The organism is Aquabacterium sp. T101 (assembly GCF_057219775.1).
This window is the reverse complement of sequence record NZ_JBXVVZ010000001.1, coordinates 756,154-776,319: the sequence shown is the minus strand read 5'-3', so window position 1 is coordinate 776,319 and position 20,166 is coordinate 756,154. Positions and strand designations below refer to the sequence as shown.

Genomic DNA, 20,166 nt, shown 5'->3' with positions numbered 1-20,166 from the left:
AGGCCGCAGCGGCGGCGACGACGGGGATTCTAGGGAGCCGGGGCCGGCGTCAGGCCGCGCACCACCAGCGCGACATGCGCCGCGATGAAGCCGTGGCCGTCGATCTGCTGATGCGAACAGGCGCCCAGGCCGTGCTTGTGCGCGCACAGCATCACCATCGGCAGGACCAGCGAATGCACGATGCTCTCGACGTCGACGGCCCGGAACTCGCCCGTGGCGACGCCGCGCTGGATGATGCTGCCGATCAGCGCCGAGCCGGGCTCGATCACGCTGTGGACGTAGTACTCGGCGATCTCGGGGAAGTTGCGCGACTCGGAGATGATGATCTTGAAGGTGGCCGATGCCGGGCTGGCATAGACCTGCTGCCACCAGCGCACCAGCAGGTCCTGCAGCAGCGGGGCCATCTGGCCACGATAGGCTTCCACCTGCAGGGCGGTGTCGGCGATGCTGGCCGACAGGTAGTGCTCGATGACCGCCTTGAACAGCTCTTCCTTGCTGGGGTAGTAGAGATACAGCGTGCCCTTCGACACGCCGGCGCGCAGGGCGACCTCCTCGATGCGCGTCGCGGCGAACCCCTTCTCGCCGAACAGCGCCAGGGCCGCCTCGAGCAGTTCGGCGGGCCTCGCTTCCTTGCGGCGCTGGCGGCTGGGGATGGGTGAGAGGGTCGAGGACATGGTTACTGACCGGTTGGTCAGTAATGTAGACCACGGCCCGGCCCCGGGTCAACGCGCCCACTTGCGCCGGGTCAATCCCACAGGCGGGCACCTCGGCGGTCATCGCGGCGGCGGCTGGCCGCGTTGGACCCGCACCTTCGACCCTGGAGCCCCGATGCGGTCTGTCTCGACCTGCGCAACGCGCCGTGCCCTGGCCGGGCTGCTGGCCACCGCCCCCCTGGGGGCCGTCCTGGGCGGCTGCGCCAGTTTCGCTCCGCGCAACCTGGTGCTGTCGCAGGCGGACCTGCAGACCCTCGTCGAGCGGCAGTTCCCCAAGGAGCGGCGTGTCCTCGAGGTCATCGACCTGAGCCTGACGCGGCCCGTGGTGCGCCTGCACCCGGATCGCAACCGCATCGGCACCGAACTCGAACTCACGGCCACCGAGCGCCTGTCCGGGCGCACGGTGCGGGGCAGCCTCGCGCTGGACCACGGGCTGCGCTACGAGCCCGCGGACGGCACGGTGCGGCTGGCCCAGGTGAAGGTGCAGGACCTCAAGCTGGACCTGGGCGGGCGCCCGTTCTCGGCCCAAGCCGAGCGCCTGAGCGGCGCACTGGCCGAGCGGGCACTGGACGACTTCGTGCTGCACCGGCTGTCGGACGAGCGCCGCCAGGCCCTGCGCCAGGCCGGCCTGGAGCGCGCCGACTTCGTGGTCACCGCGCGCGGCATCGAACTGCGCTTCGTCGAAGGGCGTTAGCCGCGCGCCGCTATCATGCGCGGCTTTGCCGCGCGTCGCGGCGCGAGGGAGCCGGACGTGGATGCGTGGGTGCTGGCGAAGGCCGCGGTGATGGGCATCGTCGAAGGGCTCACGGAGTTCCTTCCGATCTCGTCCACCGGTCACCTGATCCTCACCGCGTCGCTGCTGAACTTCACCGGGCAGGCGGTCAAGGTGTTCGAGGTCGCGATCCAGACCGGCGCGATGCTCGCGGTGATCTGGGAGTACCGCGCCCGACTCGCCGGCACCTTCGGCGGTCTGCTGGCCAGCCCACGCGACCCCGTGGCGGTGCGGTTCACCCGCAACGTGCTGATCGCGTTCACGCCGGCCGTGGCCTTCGGCCTGCTGCTGGGCAGCGCGATCAAGGCGCATCTCTTCCACCCGGTGCCGGTGGCCCTGGCCTTCGTGATCGGCGGCCTGGTCATCCTGTGGGTGGAGGCCCGGCACCGGGCGGCCTATGGCGCGATGGACCTGCAGGGCTCGCGCCAGGCGCGCGTGGAGACGGTCGACGACATGAGCGCGCTCGACGCGCTCAAGGTGGGCCTGGTGCAGTGCCTGGCCCTGATCCCCGGCACCAGCCGCTCGGGCGCGACGATCATCGGCGCGATGGTGTTCGGCTTCTCCCGTCGCGCGGCCACCGAGTTCAGCTTCTACCTGGCCATCCCGACCCTGATCGGCGCCGGCGCGTATTCGGTCTGGAAGGACCGGCACGCGCTGTCCATGGCCGACGTGCCGATGTTCCTCGTGGGCACGGTGTTCGCCTTCGTGTCGGCGCTGCTGTGCATCCGCTGGCTCATCCGATACGTCTCCACCCACGACTTCACCGTGTTCGCCTGGTACCGCATCGTCTTCGGCGTGCTGGTGCTGCTGACGGCGTGGACCGGCTGGGTCGAGTGGAAGGCCTGACGGCCGGAACATCGCAGTCATCACGCAAGCGCATCGATCGCGGCGCCGAAGGCCGATAGCATCGGCGGCTCGAACGTGGAGGCCCGCATGCTGCAACTGGTGATCGGCAACAAGAACTACTCGTCGTGGTCGATGCGGCCCTGGGTGCTGATGAAGCACTTCGGCATCGCCTTCGACGAGATCAGGCTGCGCTTCGACTTCACGCCCGGCTCGGCGTTCTACCGCGAGCTGGCCCGTCACACGCCGGCTGGGCGGGTGCCGGTGCTGCTGATCGATGGCTTTGCCGTGTGGGACACGCTGGCCATCGCCGAGACCCTGGCCGACCGCGAGGCCGGTCGCGGCCTCTGGCCGGTCGATCCCCTGCTGCGCGCCCGGGCGCGCAGCCTGTGCGCCGAGATGCACGCCGGGTTCGGCGCGCTGCGCAGCCACTGCCCGATGAACATCGAGGCGCAGTTGCCCGAGGTGGGCGCGCGCGTGCTGAAGGAGCAGGCCGCCGTGGCCGCCGACCTGGCGCGCATCGACGCGATGTGGACAGCCCAGCTCGCGGCCAGTGGCGGCCCGTTCCTGTTCGGCGCCTTCGGCATCGCGGACGCCTACTACGCACCGGTCGTGGCCCGCATCCGGACCTACGGCCTGCCGCTGTCGGCGCCGGCCCGCGCGTATGCGGACCGCGTGTGGCAGAGCCCCGGCGTGGCCGCCTGGGTCGATGATGCCCTGGCCGAGCGCGACTTCCTCGACTTCGAGGAACCCTATCGCCGTCAGCGCGACTGAGCCGGCGGCGCCGCGAGGCGCTCGAACAGCAGGTCCCACACGCCGTGCCCGAGCGCCAGGCCGCGGCGCTCGAACTTGGTCTCGGGCCGGTAGGCCGGCCGCGGCGCGAAGCCGGGCGCGGTATTGCGCAGCAGGGGCTCGGCGCCCAGCACTTCGAGCATCTGCTCGGCATAGGGCTGCCAGTCGGTGGCGCAATGCAGCACGCCACCGGGCGCCAGGCGCGACGCGAGCAGGTGCACGAAGGCCGGCTGGATCAGCCGGCGCTTCCAGTGGCGCTTCTTCGGCCACGGGTCGGGGAAGTACACGTGCACACCCGCCAGCGACCCCGGCTCGATCATCGACTGCAGCACCTCGACGGCATCGTGCTGCACGATGCGCAGGTTGCCCAGCTGCTGTTCGTCGATGCGCTGCAGCAGGGCGCCGACGCCCGGCTCATGGACCTCGATGCCGAGGAAGTCCGTGTCCTGCCGTGCCGCCGCGATGGCGGCGGTGGCCTGGCCCATGCCGAAGCCGATCTCGACCACCAGCGGCGCCCTGCGGCCGAACGCGGCTGCCGCATCGAGAGGCTGCGGCCGGTAGGGCAGCACGAAGCGCGGCGCCAGTTCGGCGAGGGCGCGCACCTGGCCCGTGCCCATGCGGCCGGCACGCAGCACGTAGCTGCGCACGGGGCGACGGGGCGGATCGGAAGCGGGCGGATTCACGGGGCGCGCATTGTCTCAAAGGGCTGCGCCGCCGCATGCCGGGCAGCAGGTCCGAGTGACATAATCCGGCCCGCGCGGGTGTAGTTCAATGGCAGAACGGCAGCTTCCCAAGCGTGCGACCTGAGAGTCGTCCAGTCAGCTGTGACTGGCCACACTGCTTCGAAGTGTGGGAGATGCAGCCCTAGAGTTGCGATCCTCGGATCGCATGGTCAGGCGAGAGCCTGATCGAGTACGGCCCTCGGGTCGTGGGCCTCGGCTAAACCGAGGTCGGGTTGTGAATGCGGCGCAAGCCGTGTGACGAGTTGTTGCTCAGGCGCAAGCCTGCATGCAACCTGGCGTTCAGCCGCCAGTAGCCTAGGTGCAGTGCGGGGTCGGTAACGACCCTGTGCCGAGCGCACTGACAACGTAGCCACCCTCAACGGGTACGCGGTGCCCGTGAGGGTCATCGCGTGATTCTGGAAGTCGAAATCCGGATGAGGCGCAAGGCTGGGTCAAAGGACCAACGTACGTGAACCACTGGTAAATGCCGTCAAGCTTGAGCGAGCCAAATCGACTGACAGGCTCTGACCAAAACGGTACGTGATCGGATGTCTCCCTGCTTGGTGGGGACACGCTGGCAAAACGATCACCGGCAAAAAGGTGGGGTCCTCCTGACTCGTGCTCGTTGCACGGAACAGGGTAAGCCCGAAGCAGAGTCGCGCCGCGAGGCGTGACAAGTCTGGTTGTAAAATCAGGCGTATCTGTTGCGGGTAGAGGATCGCGGAGAAAGCGAACGCCGGGCTGTAATGGTCCGGATAGGGGATGCAACGATCGCCCCGGCTCGAAAGAGCGCTGACTTCCGTGTGGTGGCCTGTCGCGAGACAGGTCTGCTTCAACCCATCCCGGAGGGGGACATGCCCTTCGGGGCAGGTGTCCATCCTTCGGGACCGGGCGGGCGTAGTTCAATGGCAGAACTTCTGCTTCCCAAGCAGATAGCGTGGGTTCGATTCCCATCGCCCGCTCCACGTCAACGGAGGTTGATATGGACGCAAGCAATTGCGATGTTGCCTCCACCAACTGGACGCACTGGCACGGCATCCCGTGGCAGGACGCGCATCAGGTGGTCGGGAGGCTGCAGGCAAGAATCGCGAAAGCAGCAAAGGCAGGCGAATGGCGCAATGTCAAACGCTTGCAGAGACTCCTCACCCGCTCCATCAGCGCAAAAGCGTTGGCGGTCAAACGGGTAACCGAGAACCAGGGTCGCAAGACCCCGGGAATCGACCGGCAGACATGGAGTACTCCGGACGACAAGTGGCAGGCGGTCGGCACCTTGCAACACAAGGGCTACAAGCCGAAGCCGATGAGACGGGTCTACATCCCGAAAGCAAATGGCGACAGACGCCCACTGGGCATCCCGACCATGCGCGACCGGGCCATGCAAGCGCTGCACCTGTTGGCGCTCGACCCGACAGCCGAGACGACCGGCGACACTCACTCCTACGGTTTCCGCCGTGGGCGCTCGACGGCAGATGCAATCGAACAGGTGCGCAACGCGCTTGGACGAAAGCACTCGCCGAAATGGGTGCTGGAGGGAGACATCAAAGGGTGTTTCGACAACATCAGTCACGAGTGGCTGCTCGCCCACGTCCCCATGGACAAAGGCGTGTTGCGCAAGTGGCTGAAAGCCGGGTACTTCGAGGGCAATGCCCTCTTCCCGACAGAGAGCGGGACACCGCAGGGCGGGATCATCTCGCCAGTTCTAGCGAACTTGGCACTGGACGGTCTGCAAAGCAAGCTGGCGGGACTCTTCCGCACGGTGCGCGATGCCAGGGCGGCCAAGGTCAACTTCGTGCGCTACGCCGATGACTTCATCATCACCAGCAGTTCGCGAGAGCTGTTGGAAGAGAAGATCAAACCCCTCGTGCAGGAGTTCATGCGCGAGCGCGGGCTCGAACTTTCAGAGAAGAAGACGTTGATCACCCACGTGGACGACGGCTTCGACTTTCTGGGATGGACGGCCCGCTGGCAAGGCGGCATGTTGTTGACGAAACCAGCCAGGAAGAACGTCAAGAACTTCTTGGAGAAGATTCGCGGGACGCTGCGGCAGATGCGCACAGCCAGACAGGAAGAGGTGATCGACAAGCTCAACCCGGTCATACGGGGCTGGGCCACCTATCACCGAAGCCAGATGGCGACGCGCACGTTCGCGAAGACCGACCATTTGATCTGGCAGGCGCTGTGGCGCTGGGCTCGCCGTCGCCACCCCAACAAAGGGGAGCGGTGGACCAAGGCCCGGTATTTCCGGCGCATCAAGGGTCGCGATTGGCGGTTCGCGGAGAAGGACAAGGTGCTGTTGACGCTGGTGAGCTTCCGCAAGAAGCCCCACACCAAAATCGACGGCAGCCGAAATCCGTACAGCCCGGAAGACGAGGACTACTTCGACGCGCGCCTCGCGCGCAAGATGGAGTCGGACTTGAAGGGCCGCCGGAAGCTGGCGTGGTTGTGGTACTGGCAGGAAGGACTGTGTCCGTGCTGCAACCAGAAGATCACGAAGGAGACGGGGTGGCACATCCACCACGTCATCAAGCGATCGGAAGGCGGGTCGGAACAGATGAGCAATCTTCAACTGCTCCATCCGAACTGTCATCGGCAACACCACGTCAACGAGTGAGTCAGGGGCACGACCGAAGGCCCCGAAAACTTTGCAGCGGTTACCATTGCCAGAAATGGCGGGTGACTTCAGGCTGCTTGAGCCGGATGCGAGGAAACTTGCACGTCCGGTTCTTAGGGGGGAGGGGTCGCCGCGAGGTGCCCTTCCTACCCGACTTCATACGAGGGTTCGATTCCCTTCACCCGCTCCACGGATCCCCGACTTGCCTTCCACCCGCCCACGATGAGCCGCTCTGTCGCGACCAAGCCCACCGCGACACTGCTGAGCATCGGCATCGACGTTCCGGGTGCCACCTGCTGCGCCACGCTCGACGAGGCCGCAGCCCGCTTGCGGGAGGTGAACTACGAGGTGGTGCTGGCCGCCGTGCCGGCGTCGGAACTGCTGTCCTGGGCGGCCCTGTCGCATGCGGTGCTCGACACGGCGCTGGTGGCCGTGCTGCCGGAGCCGCCGGACGACGGCGTGCAGTTGCAGTTGCTCGAGCGTGGCGTGCAGGACATCGTCGTCAACGGCGAGGCTCCGGCCGAGGCCATGAAGCGGCGCATGGAGATCGCCGTGCAGCGCAAGGCGCTCGACCGCGTCGCGCGCAAGGCCTTCGCCACCGACCTGGCCACGGGCTTGCCGAATCACACGCAGTTGCTGGAGCACATGACGCACCTGCTCGCGCTGCGCGAGCGCGAGCCGGCACCGATGGCGGTCATCGCGCTGCGCATCGAGGGCCTGGCCACGGTGCAGGCCTCGCTCGGCGCCGAGTCGGCCAACGTGCTGCGGCGCAAGGTGGCGGTGCGCCTGCGGGCGTCGCTGCGCGCCAGCGACGTCGTGGCCTCGATCGGCAACGACGCGTTCGTCGTGCTGCTGGCCTGGATCGACTCGCCCGGCGACGGCGAGCGCGTGGCGGCCAAGCTCGGCCAGTCGCTGCGCCAGCCGTTCTCGGTGGCGGGCAGCGACGTGGCGGTGTCGGTGAGTGCTGGCCTGGCGCTGTACCCCGAGCACGGCAAGACGGCCGACGCGCTGCTGCGCCGGTCGGTCGGGCAGGCGTCGGGGCTGGCGTCGGTGGGCCGCGACGGCTTCGCCAACCGGGTCGAGCGCGGCCCGGCCAACGCGGCCAACGACGCGCCCTGAGCGCAGCGCGCGGCGCCCGCGAAGCCGGGCTGCCATAATTCCGTCAACGCCGAAAGGCCCGAAGAATCAAGCACTTGCGCCCGATGAAAGCCGCCGACATCCGCTCCACGTTCCTGTCGTTCTTCGAGTCGAAGGGTCACGCCGTCGTGGCCTCCTCGCCTGTGGTGCCCGGCGACGACCCGACGCTGCTGTTCACCAACGCCGGGATGAACCAGTTCAAGGACGTGTTCCTCGGCTTCGACAAGCGCAGCTACTCGCGCGCAGCCACGGCGCAGAAATGCATCCGCGCCGGCGGCAAGCACAACGACCTCGAGAACGTGGGCTACACCGCGCGCCACCTGACGTTCTTCGAGATGCTGGGCAACTTCAGCTTCGGCGACTACTTCAAGCGCGATGCGATCGTGTTCGCCTGGGAACTGCTCACCGAGCACTTCAAGCTGCCGAAGGAGCGGCTGTGGGCCACCGTCTACGCCGAGGACGACGAGGCCTACGACATCTGGCTCAAGGTCATCGGGATGCCCGCCGAGCGCATCGTGCGCATCGGCGACAACAAGGGCGCCCGCTACATGTCCGACAACTTCTGGATGATGGGCGACACCGGGCCCTGCGGCCCGTGCAGCGAGATCTTCTACGACTACGGCCCGTCGGTGGCCGGCGGCCCGCCGGGATCGCCCGAGCAGGACGGCGACCGCTACGTGGAGATCTGGAACAACGTCTTCATGCAGTTCAACCGCACCGACGACGGTGTGATGCATCCGCTGCCCAAGCCGAGCGTGGACACCGGCATGGGCCTGGAGCGCCTGTCCAGCGTGCTGCAGGGCGTGCACAGCGTCTTCTCGATCGACCTGTTCCAGACGCTGATCGGCGCGGCCAAGGCGGCGGTGGACGCGGCGGGCGCGGGCTCCTGCGATGCCGGCTCGCCGTCGCTGAAGGTGATCGCCGATCACATCCGATCGTGCGCCTTCACCGTGGCCGACGGCGTGATCCCCGGCAACGAGGGCCGCGGCTACGTGCTGCGCCGCATCGCGCGCCGCGCCATCCGCCATGGCTACAAGCTCGGCGCGCGGCGGCCGTTCTTCCACGCCATCGTGGCCACGCTGGCCGCGGAGATGGGCGACGCCTACCCGGAGATCCGTCGCGACGCCGCGCGCGTGACCGACGTGCTGCGACAGGAGGAGGAACGCTTCTTCCAGACCATCGCCAACGGCATGGAGATCCTGGAAGGGGCGCTGGCCGGCGGAGCGCGCCAGATCGACGGCGATCTGGCCTTCAAGCTGCACGACACCTTCGGCTTCCCGCTCGACCTGACGGCCGACGTGTGCCGCGAGCGTGGTGTGTCCGTCGACGAGGCGGGCTTCAATGCCGCCATGCAGCGCCAGCGCGACCAGGCGCGCGCAGCCGGCAAGTTCAAGATGGCGCAGGGGCTGGCGTACTCGGGCGCCGACACTGCCTTCGACGGCTACGAGCACCTGGCCGTCGATGCCGCGCGCGTGACGGCGCTGTACGTGGACGGTGCTTCGGTGCCGCGCGCGCGCGCCGGCGACGACGTGGTGGTCGTGCTCGACCGCACGCCGTTCTATGCCGAGTCCGGCGGCCAGGTCGGCGACGCCGGCGAGCTGCGCAACGCCCGCACCCGCGTGCTGGTCGAGGACACCACCAAGATCCAGGCCGCGGTGCACGGCCACCAGGGCCGCGTCGTCGAGGGCGAACTCGCGGTGGGCGACACGGTCGCCGCCCGGGTCAACGCGGAGCAACGCGCGCGCACGGTGCGCAACCACAGCGCCACCCACCTGATGCACAAGGCCCTGCGCGAGGTGCTGGGCACGCACGTGCAGCAGAAGGGCTCGCTGGTCAATGCCGAGCGCACGCGCTTCGACTTCAGCCACAACGCGCCGGTGACGCCCGAGCAGGTGACCCGCATCGAGGCGCTGGTGAATGCCGAGGTGCTGGCCAATGCCGCCACCCAGGCGCGCGTGATGGCGATCGACGACGCCCAGAAGCTGGGCGCGATGATGCTGTTCGGTGAGAAGTACGGCGACACCGTGCGCGTGCTCGACATCGGTTCGAGCCGCGAGCTTTGCGGCGGCACGCACGTGCAGCGCACCGGCGACATCGGGCTGTTCAAGGTGGTGGCCGAGGGCGGCGTCGCCGCCGGCGTGCGCCGCATCGAGGCCGTCACCGGCGACAACGCGCTGGCCTACGCGCAGCAGCTCGAACACACGGTGGATGGCGTGGCCGCGGCCCTGAAGGCCACGCCGGCCGAGGCGGCGTCGCGGGTGTCGGCCTTGCTGGACCAGCTGCGCGCCCTCGAGAAGGAAGTGGCGCAGCTCAAGGGCCGGCTGGCGTCGTCGCAGGGCGACGACCTGCTGTCCCGGGCCGTCGACGTGAAGGGCGTCAAGGTGCTGGCCGCCATGCTCGACGGTGCCGACGCCAAGGCGCTGCGCGAGACGATGGACAAGCTCAAGGACAAGCTGCACACCGCGGCCATCGTGCTGGCGGCGGTCGACGGCGGCAAGGTGCAGCTGGCTGCCGGCGTCACCGCCGACAGCACCGCGCGCATCAAGGCCGGCGAGCTGGTCAGTTTCGTGGCCCAGCAGGTGGGCGGCAAGGGCGGCGGCAAGGCCGACATGGCGATGGCCGGCGGCACCGACGCTGCGGCCCTGCCGAAGGCGCTGGCCTCGGTGGCGGCGTGGGTCGGTGAACGCGCCTAGCTCGCCGGTGCTGGTGCGCCGCCCGCGTCCGGAGGACGCGGCGGCGATCACGGCCACGATGGGCGACCCGGACATCCTGGCCGGGCTGCTGCAGCTGCCCCATCCCACCGAGGAGATGTGGCGCAAGCGCATCCTCGACATGCCCGTGGGACCCGCCACGGGCGAGCTGTTCCTGGTGGCCGAAGTCGGCGGGCGCGTTGTCGGCAATGCCGGGGTGCACCCGGTGCAGCACGTGCGTCGGCGTCATGCCGCCAGCCTGGGCATCGCGGTGGCCCGCGACGCCCAGCACCAGGGCGTCGGCACGGCCTTGATGGCGGCCCTGGTCGACTGGGCCGACCACTGGGCCCAGCTGCTGCGGCTGGAGCTGACCGTCTACACCGACAACGAGCCGGCGATCGCGCTTTATCGACGTTTCGGCTTCGTGACCGAGGGCACGCACCGCGCCTACGCGCTGCGCCGGGGCGTGTACGTCGACGCACTTTGCATGGCCCGGCTGCATCCGAACCCGCCGGCGCTGGCCTGAGCCGCTGCTAGAGTCGCGCCCCATGAACGACACCGCCGTCACCGTGCCCGAGCGGCGCGACTTGGCCGGCCGCCGCGTGCTGCTGGGGCTTACCGGGGGCATCGCCTGCTACAAGGCCGCCGAGCTGACGCGCGAACTGGTCAAGGCCGGCGCCGAGGTGCAGGTCGTCATGACCGAGGCCGCCGAACAATTCATCGGCGCGGTGACGATGCAGGCGCTGTCCGGCCGCCCGGTGTTCACCAGCCAGTGGGACGCGCGGGCCGACAACAACATGGCGCACATCAACCTCGGCCGCGACAGCGACGTGGTGCTGGTGGCGCCGGCCAGTGCCGACTTCATCGCCAAGCTGGCGCAGGGACGCGCCGACGAGTTGCTGTCGCTGCTGTGCGTGGCCCGGCCGATCGACCGCTGCGCGCTGCTGCTGGCCCCGGCGATGAACCGCGAGATGTGGGCGCATCCGGCCACCCGGCGCAACGTGGCCCAGGTGGTGGCCGATGGCGCCGCGCTGCTCGGCCCGGCTGCCGGCGATCAGGCCTGCGGCGAGGTCGGCGACGGCCGCATGCTCGAGCCGGCCGAACTGCGCGATGCGCTGATCGCGCACTTCCAGCCCAAGGTGCTGCAGGGCCGTTGCGTTCTGGTGACGGCCGGGCCCACCTACGAGGCGATCGACCCGGTGCGCGGCATCACGAACCTGTCGTCCGGCAAGATGGGCTTCGCGGTGGCGCGCGCGGCCGCGGAAGCGGGTGCGACGGTCACGCTGGTGGCGGGGCCGGTGTCGCTGCCCACGCCCTGGGGCGTGACCCGTGTCGACGTGCGCAGTGCGCGCGAGATGCGCGACGCGGTGCTGCCGCGGGCCCGCACGAGCGACGTGTTCGTGGCCACCGCGGCCGTGGCCGACTGGCGCCCGCAGGACGTGGCCACGCAGAAGATCAAGAAGGCGGCCGGGCAGGGCGCACCGGCCATCGCGATGGTCGAGAACCCGGACATCCTGGCCGAAGTGGCTGCGATGGACGCGCGCCCTTTCTGCGTCGGCTTCGCCGCCGAGAGCCACGATGTCGAAGCGCATGCCAAGGCCAAGCTCGAGCGCAAGAAGGTGCCGCTGATCGTGGGCAACCTCGGCCCGGCGACCTTCGGCCGCGACGACAACGCCCTGCTGCTGGTGGACGCGACGCAGTCGCGCGCGCTGCCGGCGGCCGACAAGCTCACCCTGGCGCGCCAGCTCGTAGCCGAGATCGCCCGCCGCAGCGCCGGAGCGCCTGGCCCATGACCGTGATCGACGTGCGGGTGCTCGACCCGCGCATGGCCGAGCATCTCCCGGCCTATGCCACGCCGGGCAGCGCGGGGCTGGACCTGCGGGCCTGCCTCGACGCGCCGGTGGTGCTGGCGCCCGGCCAGACGCATCTCGTGCCGACCGGCCTGTCGATCCACATCGGCGACCCGGGGCTGGCGGCGATGCTGCTGCCCCGTTCGGGGCTCGGTCACAAGCACGGCATCGTGCTGGGCAACCTGGTCGGCCTGATCGACAGCGACTACCAGGGGCCGCTGATGGTGAGCTGCTGGAACCGCGGGTCCGCCGCCTTCACCATCGAGCCGATGGAGCGCATCGCGCAGATGGTGATCGTGCCGGTGGTACAGGCCGGCTTCCGGCGCGTCGACGAGTTCGTCGCCACGGCCCGCGGCGAGGGCGGATTCGGCTCGACCGGCAAGCGCTAGCCGCGGCCTGCGGCCTCGCCGCGACGGTTATTGCATCCGGTCCGGCGCCGGCACGGCCAGCGACAGGTCGAGCGCGCCCGCGCCGACGGTGCCGGCCTCCACCTCGTCCGGCGTGGCTTCGCGCACCGCGCCCACCTTCAGGTGCAGTCGCAGCGCGATGCCCGCCAGCGGATGGTTGCCGTCCAGCACCACGTGCGACGGATAGACCTCGGTGACGGTGTAGATGGCGTCGGCCGGCATGCCCGTGCTGACGGCACCGGCCGGCAGGCCTTCGAAACGCATGCCGGGCTCGAGCTCGGCGGGGAAGATCTCGCGCGCCTCGAAGCAGACGAGTTCGCTGCGGTACTCGCCGAAGGCGTGCTCGGGCTCCAGATGCAGGTGCGCCTCGTAGCCGGCTTCCTTGCCGTCGAGGGCTTCCTCGACCTTGGCCAACAGGTCGTCGCCGCCGAAGAAGAACTCGACCGGCTCGTCGAGCTGGTCGATCTCGGCGCCCTGCGCATCGGACAGTTGCCAGGTCAGCGCCACGACGCAGGGTTTGTGGATGATCATCCCGGCGATGATCGCACACGGTGACAATCGGCCCATGATCGACGTCGATGCGCCGACGCCCCTGCTGGGGGGGCTGTCCCCGTCAAGCTTCATGCGGCGCCACTGGCATCGCGCCCCGCTGCTGGTGCGCCAGGCCATACCCGGCGTGCGCCCGCCGCTGGACCGGCCCGGGCTGTTCGCGCTGGCGGGGCGGGACGACGTCGAGTCGCGGCTCGTCGTGCGCCAGGGCGATCGCTGGACGCTGCGGCGCGGCCCGGTGCCTCGACGATCGATGCCCTCGCTGGCACGCCCGGGCTGGACCTTGCTGGTGCAGGGCCTGGACCTGCACGTCGACGAAGCCCATGCCCTGCTCGGCCGCTTCCGTTTCGTGCCGGAGGCGCGGCTGGACGACCTGATGGTGTCCTACGCCAGCGACGGTGGTGGCGTCGGGCCCCACACCGACTCCTACGACGTGTTCCTGCTGCAGGTCGGTGGCCGTCGCCGCTGGCGCATCGGCCGTTGCGCGCGCCCCGTCTGGCGCGACGACGTGCCCTTGAAGATGCTCGACGGGTTCGAGGTCGAGCACGACTGGGTGCTCGACCCCGGCGACATGCTGTACCTGCCGCCGCACTGGGCCCACGACGGCGTGGCCGTCGGTGGGGACTGCATGACCGCGTCGATCGGATTCCGTGCGCCGGCGGCCGACGAACTGGCGCAGGTGCTGCTGGCCCGGCTGGCGGAAGAGGCCACCGTGAAGCCGCGCCGGTACCGGGACGCGGGGCAACGTGCGACCCTGCATCCGGGCGAGGTGCCGGCCTCGCTGCAGGGCTTTGCCCGCGAGTCGGTCCGGCAGGCCCTGGCGCGCCCGGGGCTCGTGGACCAGGCGCTCGGCGAGTGGCTGACCGAACCCAAGCCGCAGGTCTGGTTCGACGCGGCGGACCGCGACGTGGAGGTCCGCGCGGGCGTGCGGGCCGACCGTCGCACCCGGATGGCCTACGACGCGTCGAGCTTCTTCATCAATGGCGAGTCGTATCGCTACGCCGGCCGCGATGCCGAGGTGCTGCGCCATCTCGCCGACCGGCGGGCGCTCGATGCCGCGCAGTGGTGGCGTCTGGGCGCATCCGCGAAAGCGCTCGTGGCGGAATGGCTGCGGGCGGGCTGGTTGCATCCCGAAGGAGACGTCGATGGCCGATGAGTCACGCCCACGACAGCAGGGCTCCGTGCCGATCGACGGACGCAGCGCGTTCACGGTGGCACTGCGCCAGGCGATGGCACAGGCCGTGATGGCCGGCGAGCGGGAGATCTGCCTCGTCGACCCGGACTTCGAGATCTGGCCGCTCGACGACGCCGAGTTCCTCGCCTCGCTCGCCGCTTGGGGCCGCCTGCCGTTGCGCCGGATGATCCTCGTGGGCTGCAACTTCGCGCTCGTGCCGCGCCGGTTTCCGCGCTTCACGCAGTGGCGAGGCACCTGGGCCCATGTCGTGGACGCGCACGAGACGGAGGTCGAGTCCTCGCAGGTGCCCACGCTCGTGCTTGCAGGCCCGGCCAGCGTCCTGCTGGCCGACCGACTGCGCTGGCGCGGCCATGCCTTGAGCTCCGACAAGGAAGTGGCCGATTGGCGCGAGGTCGTTGACGCGTTGTTGCAACGATCACAGCCCGCGTTCGCCGCGAACACACTGGGCCTCTAGGGAATGTCCGTAGTCGGGCTATACTCGCGGGCTAGGCACAAGAACGGCTCGAGCATTTCTTGTCCTTGATGGATGCGGATTCAGCCGAATCCAACAACTACCGGTAATCGTTCGACTCTCTGAACAAGGAATCACGCTCATGAACAAGTCGCTCCTCCTGGCCTCTCTGGTGGCCTCCGTCGCTCTGGCTGCTTGCGGCAAGAAGGAAGAAGCCCCGGCGCCCGCGCCCGCCCCGGCCGCTGCCCCCGTGGCCGCCGCCGCTTCGGCCGCCGTCGCTGTCGCCGCCTCGGCCGCCGCCTCGGGCGCCGCTGCCGCGGCCTCGGCCGTCGCTGGTGCCGCTTCGGCCACCGCCGACGCTGCCAAGGACGCTGCTGGCAAGGCCGTCGACGCTGCCAAGGACGCTGCCGCCAAGGCCGCCGAAGGCGCCAAGAAGTAAGCAGAGTCTTCGTCTGCTACGGCAAGAGGCCGCCTTCGGGCGGCTTTTTGCTTTTCGGGCTGCGGACGGCGAGCGCTGGGGCGTGGGCGCTCAGTCCAGTTGTATCCAGGTGCAACCGTTTGCCGCGTCGGCGACGTGAAGCTCGGGCGAGCCGAAGGGCAGCCCTTGCCCCAGGGCGTCTCGCAGGGCCTGCAAGGCCAGGGCCGGTTCGTTGTTCTGCTGGCTCAGGTGGGCGGCGACCACGTGGCGCAAGGCGTCGTGGCGGCATGCATCGAGCATGCAGGCCGACTGGTCGTTGGACAGGTGGCCGAGATGCCCGCCGATGCGTCGCTTGAGCCAGGCCGGGTAGGGCCCGTCGGCCAGCAGGCGTCGGTCGTGGTTGCACTCCAGCACGAGGGCGTCGCAGCCTTGCAGGGCTCGGGCCACGTCTGCGGTGGGCTCGCCCAGGTCGGTGAGCACACCGAGCCGGTGGCGCCCGTCGGTCACGACCAGCTGCAACGGCTCGGCCGAGTCGTGTGGCACCGAGAACGGCTGCAGCGTCAGGCCGCCGACGCGGATCGCCTCGCCGTGACGGGCGACGGCCGCCGGTGGCGGCGCGTCGATGCGGGCGGTGGCGGCGGCCCAGGTGCCCTCGCTGGCCCAGACCGTGGTGCCCACGCGCCGGTGCAAGGCCATGACACCACCGACATGGTCGCTGTGCTCGTGGGTCACGAACACCGCATCGATGTCGACGGGCGAGCAGCCTCGGCCGGCCAGCGCCTGCGCCAGCCGGCGCGGGCCGATGCCGCAGTCGATCAGCAGCCGGGTCGGCGCTTCATGCTCGGCCGACCAAGCCTCGACCAGCGTCGCATTGCCGCTGCTGCCGCTGGCCAGCAGGCAGAAACGCAGCATGCCGGCCGCGACGCGGCGCCTACTTCAGGTCGTCGACCAGCAGCGAGACGATGCGCTGCCCGACGTCGGTCGTCTCCGGCGCGCCCTGGCTGTTCTGCACCGACACGGTGGTGCGCTCGCCTTCGCCCTTGACGGCGATCCGGTACCGCACCGGCGCGGCGGCGTCGTCGCTCTTGCCGAAGTTCAGCAGCCGGGCGAAGAAGCCCGGATCCGCGTTGGTGGCGGCCTTCTTCGGGTCGACGTAGCGCACGAAGTAGAGGCCGCCGGCGCGGTCGCGGTCTTCGACCGTGAAGCCGCCACGGTCGAGCGCGAGGCCGACACGACGCCAGGCGCGGTCGAAGCCCTCGTCCACCGTCAAGGCCGACTGACCGGCCACCGCACGGGCCCGTGGCGCCGCAGCCTGCACCGGGCGGGCCACGATGTCGCGGGCTGCCGTCTCCTTGGTGCCCAGCTTCACCAGCAGGCGCGTCAGGAACTCGGCCTCCAGCCCCGGATCGGTCGGGCGCGACTGCCACGCCGTGCTTTCCTTGCGGTCGCCGGTGAGCACTTCGATCATGCCGCGATGGCTGATGTACACCTCGGTGACCTGCCCGTTGCGTTCGACACGGGTGCGGAAGCGGTCGCGCTCGCCGGTGTCATACAGGCTGTCGAACACCCGGCCCACGGTGCGGCGGATGATGTCCTGCGGGATCCTGGCGCGGTTCTCGGCCCAGTCGGTTTCCATCACGCCGGCCTGGGCGTTGTCGATGACGAGGTTGAAGCCTCGCTCGGTCCAGAACTCGCGCAGTTGCGGCCAGAGCTGCTCCGCGGGCACCGGCACCACCAGCCAGCGCTGGTTGCCCTCGCGCACCATGCGCACGTCGCCGAGGGAGGCCGGCGCCACGCCGGCGGTGGACGCCGCCGCGGGGGTGGCAGCCGCTCCGGCCTGGTAGGTGCTGGCGCTGACGGCGCCGCCGCCGGCGGCGAAGCGGCCATCACGCTGAAGCTGCGTCAGGTCGGGCGGCACTTCCAGCGGTGCCGTCTTGACCGACTGGCTGCGGTAGTCGACCTTCTCGCCGGCAAGGAAGCCTTCGACCGTGCTGCAGCCGGCCAGGGCGGCTGCAGCCAGCAGCGAGGCCGCTGCACGCAGCCGGGCGGAACCAGGGTTCATGGAATTCGGAGCTTGCATCGTGCAGGGGCGCGCGCGGGGCGCGTCGACAGGGGAGTAGGTGACGGAACGCTGGCGGACCAGGAAAGGTTGTCGGTGCCGAGCCCGCGCTTCACAGCAGGCCGGCTTCGCGCATCGCGGCTTCGAGGGCTGCATGATGGGCTTCGCTGTGCGGTACCAGCGGCAGGCGCAGGGCAGGGCCGGCCAGCCCCATGCGGGCCATCGCCCACTTGACCGGGATCGGGTTGGCTTCGGTGAACAGCTGCCGGTGCAGGGCCAGCAGACGCATGTGGATCTCGGTGGCCCGGCGGGCGTCGCCGGCGATGGCGGCGCGGCACAGGTCGGCCATTGCGCGCGGGGCCACGTTGGCCGTGACGCTGACGTTGCCATGGCCGCCGAGCAGCATCAGGCCGATGGCCGTCTGGTCGTCGCCGGAGTAGATGGAGAAGCCTCGCGGGGCCTGCTTGATCAGCCACGCCGCACGGTCGATGTTGCCGCTGGCTTCCTTGATGCCGACGATGCCCGGCACCTGCGCCAGCCGCAGCACCGTGTCGTGCTGCATGTCCGCCACGGTGCGGCCGGGCACGTTGTACAGCACCACCGGCAGGTCCACGCCTTCGGCGATGGCCCGGAAGTGTCGGTAGATGCCTTCCTGCGTCGGCTTGTTGTAATAGGGCACCACCTGCAGCGAGCAGTCGGCGCCGACCTTCTTGGCGAAGCGCGTCAGCTCCAGCGCCTCGGCGGTGGAATTGGCGCCGGCGCCCGCCATGATCGGCACCCGGCCCGCGGCATGCTCGACCGACACGCGGATGATCTCGCAGTGCTCGTCCACCGTGACCGTGGGCGACTCGCCCGTGGTGCCGACCACGCCGATGCAGGCCGTGCCCTCGGCTATGTGCCAGTCGATCAGGCGGCGCAGCGTCGCGTAGTCGACGCTGCCGTCCTCGTGCATCGGAGTGGTCAGCGCAACGATGCTGCCGGAGATCGGTCTCATGGTCGGGGGGTGGGCGAAACGAGCCCGGATTCTAGCGGCGCGGCCATCTCGCCCGGGTTCGTGTCTGCCCGGGCGGCCACGCGCTGCATGCAGCGGTCGGGCGAGGTGAGCCGGCCTTCCTCGTAGGCCACGATGCGCAGGCCCCGGCAGGACTCGATCAGTTCGCCCGGCTGCAGCAGGAAGTCCGGGTTCGACGGCTTGCCGAAGGCCTCGTTGCCGACGCCGAAGGTCTCGTACAGCAGCACCCCGCCCGGGGCCAGGCTGGCGCGCAACGCGGGCCACAGCGGGCGCCACAGGTAGTTCGTGACGACCACCGCGTCGAAGGTCTCGCCGGGCAGCGGCCAGGGGCCCTGCTCCAGGTCGGCCTGCAGCATGCGCCCCAGCCCGCCGAGCGCGGCCAGGGCGGCCGCGTCACGGTCGACGCCGGTAACGCCGAAGCCCTGCGTCGCGAACCAGCGCACGTGGCGCCCGTGACCGCAGGCCACGTCCAGCACGCGCCCCGCGGGACGGATCAGGTGGGTCCAGCGCCGCAGCCAGGGCGACGCCTCGACCGAGGCATGCGGGTTCAGAAGCAGTTCCAGAGCTGGTTGGCGAGGTCCAGCACGAGGCTGGGCTGGAAGTACGACGCGAACACCAGGGCCAGGGCCAGCGCGGCTGCAGCCCGCCACAGCCAGCGCGCCGGCACCGGCGGACGGGTCATGCCGCGGCTCCCGTCGGCACGGCAGGCCGGGCGATCGGGCCCTCGCGCACCGGCAGATTGACCAGCGCTGCGAACACGCCCAGCGCCACCGCGATCCACCACACGACGTCGTAGCTGCCCGTCAGGTCGTAGAGCTTGCCGCCGAGCCAGACGCCGAGGAACGATCCGACCTGATGGCTCAGGAACACGAAGCCGCCGAGCATCGACAGGTACTGCACGCCGAAGATCTGCGCCACCACCGCGTTGGTGGGCGGCACGGTGGACAGCCACAGCAGCCCCATGACCGACGCGAACACGTACACGCTCCAGGGCGTGAGCGGCAGGGCCAAGAAGGCCACGATGGCCACCGAACGCAGGATGTAGATCGACGACAGCAGATAGCGCTTGGGCCAGCGCTGGCCGATCACGCCGGCCCCGTAGGTGCCGAACACGTTGAACAGGCCGATCAGCGCCAGCGCGGTGGTGGCCACGTCCGGCGTCAGGCCCTGGTCCTTCAGGTAGCTCGGCATGTGCACGCCGATGAACACCACCTGGAAGCCGCAGACGAAGTAACCCGCCATCAGCAGGCGGAAGCTCGGATACGCGAACGCCTCCCGCAGCGCGGCACCGATGCTCTGCTGATGCGTCCCGGGCGCGGGCGCCGCGGCCCTCGGCTCCTTCAGGCCCAGGGCCAGCGGTGCCATCAGCAGGGCCAGGCAGCCCAGCATGAACAGCGCGGTGCGCCAGTCCCAGGCGGTGATCAGCCAGTTCTCCACCGGCACCATCAGGAACTGGCCGAACGACCCCGCGGCCGCGGTCACGCCCATGGCCCAGGACCGCCGCGAGGCGTCGACGTTGCGGCCGATCACGCCGTAGATGACCGCATAGGTCGTGCCCGACTGCGCCAGCCCCAGCATGAGCCCGGCGCTGCCCATGAAGGCCAGGCCCGACGTGGACATCGCCATCAGCACCAGGCCGGCCGCGTAGAGCACGGCCCCCGCGACGATGACGCGGAAGGCGCCGAACCGGTCGGCCAGGGCGCCCGCCACCGGCCCCGCCGCACCCCACGCGAGGTTCTGCACGGCGATGGCGAACGCGAACGTCTCCCGCGTCCACCCGCGGTCCATCGTGATCGGCTGCAGCCAAAGCCCGAAGCCGTGGCGGATGCCCATCGACAGCGTGACGATCGCCGCGCCGCACAGCAGCACCTGCGTCATGGAGAGCCTGGCGGCGGCGGGCTGTGTCATGCCCGGACTTTAGCGGCAGGCGCGGCGGGCCGCGACG

At 69.9% G+C, this 20,166-nt stretch carries 21 protein-coding genes and 1 tRNA gene; 13 read left to right on the top strand and 9 right to left on the bottom strand.

Going from position 1 to position 20,166, the window contains the following annotated elements:
• Window positions 1-29: 29 nt before the first annotated feature.
• Window positions 30-674: a TetR/AcrR family transcriptional regulator gene (locus AC2EAQ_RS03570; RefSeq protein ID WP_484640379.1), complete on the bottom strand. Its 645-nt coding sequence runs from the start codon at window positions 672-674 to the stop codon at window positions 30-32.
• A gap of 154 nt (window positions 675-828) precedes the next feature.
• Between AC2EAQ_RS03570 and AC2EAQ_RS03565 the strand changes: the two genes are divergently transcribed.
• The 3 genes from AC2EAQ_RS03565 to AC2EAQ_RS03555 all read left to right on the top strand — a co-directional run bounded on the left by AC2EAQ_RS03565 (window position 829) and on the right by AC2EAQ_RS03555 (window position 3,102).
• On the top strand, window positions 829-1,407 hold the full coding sequence (locus tag AC2EAQ_RS03565) for a hypothetical protein (protein ID WP_484640378.1): 579 nt from the start codon (window positions 829-831) through the stop codon (window positions 1,405-1,407).
• Window positions 1,408-1,464: 57 nt separating this feature from the next.
• On the top strand, window positions 1,465-2,331 hold the full coding sequence (locus AC2EAQ_RS03560) for an undecaprenyl-diphosphate phosphatase (RefSeq protein ID WP_484640377.1): 867 nt from the start codon (window positions 1,465-1,467) through the stop codon (window positions 2,329-2,331).
• Window positions 2,332-2,418: 87 nt separating this feature from the next.
• Window positions 2,419-3,102 (top strand): glutathione S-transferase family protein, encoded by a 684-nt coding sequence (locus AC2EAQ_RS03555; protein WP_484640376.1) that lies wholly within the window; start codon window positions 2,419-2,421, stop codon window positions 3,100-3,102.
• On the opposite strand, the gene trmB is transcribed toward AC2EAQ_RS03555, so the two are convergent.
• Entirely contained in the window at window positions 3,090-3,737 is a 648-nt protein-coding gene (gene trmB, locus AC2EAQ_RS03550; protein WP_484641146.1) for a tRNA (guanosine(46)-N7)-methyltransferase TrmB, read from the bottom strand. The two genes, AC2EAQ_RS03555 and trmB, sit on opposite strands and share 13 nt — an antisense overlap.
• Before the next feature lie 996 nt (window positions 3,738-4,733).
• On the opposite strand from trmB, the gene AC2EAQ_RS03545 reads away from it, so the two are divergent.
• From AC2EAQ_RS03545 to dut, 7 genes are all read left to right on the top strand, one after another.
• Window positions 4,734-4,807, top strand: a tRNA-Gly gene (locus AC2EAQ_RS03545).
• 17 nt (window positions 4,808-4,824) lie between these two features.
• On the top strand, window positions 4,825-6,453 hold the full coding sequence (gene ltrA, locus AC2EAQ_RS03540) for a group II intron reverse transcriptase/maturase (protein WP_484640375.1): 1,629 nt from the start codon (window positions 4,825-4,827) through the stop codon (window positions 6,451-6,453).
• Window positions 6,454-6,675: 222 nt separating this feature from the next.
• Complete coding sequence (locus AC2EAQ_RS03535; RefSeq protein WP_484640373.1) at window positions 6,676-7,572, top strand: diguanylate cyclase domain-containing protein; 897 nt, start codon at window positions 6,676-6,678, stop codon at window positions 7,570-7,572.
• An 83-nt stretch (window positions 7,573-7,655) separates the two neighbouring features.
• Window positions 7,656-10,283 (top strand): alanine--tRNA ligase, encoded by a 2,628-nt coding sequence (gene alaS / locus AC2EAQ_RS03530; protein ID WP_484640372.1) that lies wholly within the window; start codon window positions 7,656-7,658, stop codon window positions 10,281-10,283.
• A complete protein-coding gene (locus AC2EAQ_RS03525) occupies window positions 10,270-10,806 on the top strand; it encodes a GNAT family N-acetyltransferase (RefSeq protein WP_484640371.1) in 537 nt (178 codons plus the stop codon). The genes alaS and AC2EAQ_RS03525 overlap by 14 nt, the downstream gene beginning before the upstream one ends.
• 22 nt (window positions 10,807-10,828) lie before the next feature.
• Window positions 10,829-12,073, top strand: a complete 1,245-nt coding sequence (coaBC, locus tag AC2EAQ_RS03520; protein WP_484640369.1) for a bifunctional phosphopantothenoylcysteine decarboxylase/phosphopantothenate--cysteine ligase CoaBC — start codon at window positions 10,829-10,831, stop codon at window positions 12,071-12,073.
• A complete protein-coding gene (gene dut / locus AC2EAQ_RS03515; protein WP_484640367.1) occupies window positions 12,070-12,519 on the top strand; it encodes a dUTP diphosphatase in 450 nt (149 codons plus the stop codon). The genes coaBC and dut overlap by 4 nt, the downstream gene beginning before the upstream one ends.
• A gap of 27 nt (window positions 12,520-12,546) precedes the next feature.
• Here dut and AC2EAQ_RS03510 read toward each other — a convergent pair whose 3' ends face one another.
• Window positions 12,547-13,068 (bottom strand): FKBP-type peptidyl-prolyl cis-trans isomerase, encoded by a 522-nt coding sequence (locus AC2EAQ_RS03510; protein WP_484640365.1) that lies wholly within the window; start codon window positions 13,066-13,068, stop codon window positions 12,547-12,549.
• 34 nt (window positions 13,069-13,102) lie between these two features.
• Between AC2EAQ_RS03510 and AC2EAQ_RS03505 the strand changes: the two genes are divergently transcribed.
• The 3 genes from AC2EAQ_RS03505 (at window position 13,103) to AC2EAQ_RS03495 (ending at window position 15,171) form a co-directional block, all read left to right on the top strand.
• Window positions 13,103-14,242, top strand: a complete 1,140-nt coding sequence (locus tag AC2EAQ_RS03505; protein WP_484640364.1) for a JmjC domain-containing protein — start codon at window positions 13,103-13,105, stop codon at window positions 14,240-14,242.
• Entirely contained in the window at window positions 14,232-14,735 is a 504-nt protein-coding gene (locus AC2EAQ_RS03500; protein WP_484640362.1) for a hypothetical protein, read from the top strand. The genes AC2EAQ_RS03505 and AC2EAQ_RS03500 overlap by 11 nt, the downstream gene beginning before the upstream one ends.
• A 139-nt stretch (window positions 14,736-14,874) precedes the next feature.
• The gene (locus AC2EAQ_RS03495) at window positions 14,875-15,171 is read left to right on the top strand and encodes a hypothetical protein (protein WP_484640361.1); all 297 of its coding nucleotides are present in this window, start codon (window positions 14,875-14,877) and stop codon (window positions 15,169-15,171) included.
• A 90-nt stretch (window positions 15,172-15,261) separates the two neighbouring features.
• Here AC2EAQ_RS03495 and AC2EAQ_RS03490 read toward each other — a convergent pair whose 3' ends face one another.
• From AC2EAQ_RS03490 to AC2EAQ_RS03465, 6 genes are all read right to left on the bottom strand, one after another.
• Window positions 15,262-16,062 carry an MBL fold metallo-hydrolase gene (locus tag AC2EAQ_RS03490; protein ID WP_484640360.1) on the bottom strand — a complete coding sequence of 267 codons (801 nt, stop codon included), beginning with the start codon at window positions 16,060-16,062 and terminating at the stop codon, window positions 15,262-15,264.
• 19 nt (window positions 16,063-16,081) lie between these two features.
• A complete protein-coding gene (bamC, locus tag AC2EAQ_RS03485) occupies window positions 16,082-17,212 on the bottom strand; it encodes an NlpB/DapX family lipoprotein (protein WP_484640359.1) in 1,131 nt (376 codons plus the stop codon).
• 109 nt (window positions 17,213-17,321) lie between these two features.
• Window positions 17,322-18,203, bottom strand: a complete 882-nt coding sequence (dapA, locus tag AC2EAQ_RS03480) for a 4-hydroxy-tetrahydrodipicolinate synthase (RefSeq protein ID WP_484640357.1) — start codon at window positions 18,201-18,203, stop codon at window positions 17,322-17,324.
• Window positions 18,200-18,784, bottom strand: a complete 585-nt coding sequence (locus AC2EAQ_RS03475) for a class I SAM-dependent methyltransferase (protein ID WP_484641145.1) — start codon at window positions 18,782-18,784, stop codon at window positions 18,200-18,202. The genes dapA and AC2EAQ_RS03475 overlap by 4 nt, the downstream gene beginning before the upstream one ends.
• Window positions 18,769-18,903: a hypothetical protein gene (locus tag AC2EAQ_RS03470; protein ID WP_484640356.1), complete on the bottom strand. Its 135-nt coding sequence runs from the start codon at window positions 18,901-18,903 to the stop codon at window positions 18,769-18,771. The genes AC2EAQ_RS03475 and AC2EAQ_RS03470 overlap by 16 nt, the downstream gene beginning before the upstream one ends.
• A complete protein-coding gene (locus AC2EAQ_RS03465; RefSeq protein WP_484640355.1) occupies window positions 18,900-20,129 on the bottom strand; it encodes an MFS transporter in 1,230 nt (409 codons plus the stop codon). The genes AC2EAQ_RS03470 and AC2EAQ_RS03465 overlap by 4 nt, the downstream gene beginning before the upstream one ends.
• Window positions 20,130-20,166 lie beyond the last annotated feature (37 nt).

What these genes read in the sequence shown, in the direction of transcription:
- AC2EAQ_RS03570 (WP_484640379.1), bottom strand. Translation starts at nt 674, where the DNA reads ATGTCCTCGACCCTCTCACCCATCCCCAGCCGCCAGCGCCGCAAGGAA.
- AC2EAQ_RS03565 (WP_484640378.1), top strand. Translation starts at nt 829, where the DNA reads ATGCGGTCTGTCTCGACCTGCGCAACGCGCCGTGCCCTGGCCGGGCTG.
- AC2EAQ_RS03555 (WP_484640376.1), top strand. Translation starts at nt 2,419, where the DNA reads ATGCTGCAACTGGTGATCGGCAACAAGAACTACTCGTCGTGGTCGATG.
- trmB (WP_484641146.1), bottom strand. Translation starts at nt 3,737, where the DNA reads ATGGGCACGGGCCAGGTGCGCGCCCTCGCCGAACTGGCGCCGCGCTTC.
- ltrA (WP_484640375.1), top strand. Translation starts at nt 4,825, where the DNA reads ATGGACGCAAGCAATTGCGATGTTGCCTCCACCAACTGGACGCACTGG.
- AC2EAQ_RS03535 (WP_484640373.1), top strand. Translation starts at nt 6,676, where the DNA reads ATGAGCCGCTCTGTCGCGACCAAGCCCACCGCGACACTGCTGAGCATC.
- alaS (WP_484640372.1), top strand. Translation starts at nt 7,656, where the DNA reads ATGAAAGCCGCCGACATCCGCTCCACGTTCCTGTCGTTCTTCGAGTCG.
- coaBC (WP_484640369.1), top strand. Translation starts at nt 10,829, where the DNA reads ATGAACGACACCGCCGTCACCGTGCCCGAGCGGCGCGACTTGGCCGGC.
- dut (WP_484640367.1), top strand. Translation starts at nt 12,070, where the DNA reads ATGACCGTGATCGACGTGCGGGTGCTCGACCCGCGCATGGCCGAGCAT.
- AC2EAQ_RS03510 (WP_484640365.1), bottom strand. Translation starts at nt 13,068, where the DNA reads ATGATCATCCACAAACCCTGCGTCGTGGCGCTGACCTGGCAACTGTCC.
- AC2EAQ_RS03505 (WP_484640364.1), top strand. Translation starts at nt 13,103, where the DNA reads ATGATCGACGTCGATGCGCCGACGCCCCTGCTGGGGGGGCTGTCCCCG.
- AC2EAQ_RS03500 (WP_484640362.1), top strand. Translation starts at nt 14,232, where the DNA reads ATGGCCGATGAGTCACGCCCACGACAGCAGGGCTCCGTGCCGATCGAC.
- AC2EAQ_RS03495 (WP_484640361.1), top strand. Translation starts at nt 14,875, where the DNA reads ATGAACAAGTCGCTCCTCCTGGCCTCTCTGGTGGCCTCCGTCGCTCTG.
- AC2EAQ_RS03490 (WP_484640360.1), bottom strand. Translation starts at nt 16,062, where the DNA reads ATGCTGCGTTTCTGCCTGCTGGCCAGCGGCAGCAGCGGCAATGCGACG.
- bamC (WP_484640359.1), bottom strand. Translation starts at nt 17,212, where the DNA reads ATGAACCCTGGTTCCGCCCGGCTGCGTGCAGCGGCCTCGCTGCTGGCT.
- dapA (WP_484640357.1), bottom strand. Translation starts at nt 18,203, where the DNA reads ATGAGACCGATCTCCGGCAGCATCGTTGCGCTGACCACTCCGATGCAC.
- AC2EAQ_RS03470 (WP_484640356.1), bottom strand. Translation starts at nt 18,903, where the DNA reads ATGACCCGTCCGCCGGTGCCGGCGCGCTGGCTGTGGCGGGCTGCAGCC.
- AC2EAQ_RS03465 (WP_484640355.1), bottom strand. Translation starts at nt 20,129, where the DNA reads ATGACACAGCCCGCCGCCGCCAGGCTCTCCATGACGCAGGTGCTGCTG.